The organism is Xenorhabdus sp. NBAII XenSa04 (assembly GCF_963866145.1).
Classification (GTDB): Bacteria; Pseudomonadota; Gammaproteobacteria; order Enterobacterales; family Enterobacteriaceae; genus Xenorhabdus; species Xenorhabdus indica.
In genome coordinates, this window is sequence record NZ_CAWMEB010000119.1 from 1 (window position 1) to 733 (window position 733).

Below are 733 nucleotides of genomic sequence, written 5' to 3' on the forward strand. Positions count from 1 at the left end.
AGTATGCCGATGTTCGATGCAGTACGACAGGCACTGCCGATGATGCAGGCGGTGATCTTGATGGCGCTGTATATCTTAATCCCGTTGATCCTGCTGTTTGCCGCCTATGAATTTAAGACGGTACTCACACTGACGTTCGCCCTATTTTCTTTGAATTTCCTGACTTTCTGGTGGGAAACCGCCCGCTGGCTGGACAGCTATTTGCTGGAAGCCTTGTATGGCTCAGACACCCATAGCCTGTTGAATCTGGCGGGATTTCAGAATACCTCGGATGATTTGATTATGGGGCTGGTGATGGGCACGTTGTTTATTGTGCTGCCGATGGTCTGGCTGGGGGCACTGGCCTGGGCCGGTGTGCGAATGGGGGACATGGCGGGCATGATGAGTCAGGGCGTGGGGCAAGTCAGGCAGTCTGCGGGCATGTTCGGGCAAATGGTGATGCAGAAGATGTTGTCGAAGGGAAAGTAGTGAGACACGTTTTTTGTCATAAAGGGGGGAGCGTTATCCCGTCAGAATACTCTGAAAAATGTGCTACTCATTACTTTTACTCATCATATTTGTCGTGCTTTTGTTTTTTAAGCAGGCAAAATGCAGATGAATATAGAGTTGCAACCTACCGTCGATGTCAGCGTGATTTTTGTCTTGCAAACGGGATGTGTTCATATAGTCGTATCATGCATCAATTCGAGGGCTTCTTTTTGGGCATCTGTCAGATTATTAACCCGGTGTGCAA

1 protein-coding gene is annotated in these 733 nt (G+C 48.8%); it reads left to right on the forward strand.

Annotated features, from left to right (window positions below; all coding sequences use genetic code 11):
* A partial coding sequence (locus AAC147_RS05865) for a conjugal transfer protein TraG N-terminal domain-containing protein (RefSeq protein ID WP_047685963.1) occupies nucleotides 1–468 on the forward strand: 468 nt, incomplete at its 5' end.
* Nucleotides 469–733: the final 265 nt, after the last annotated feature.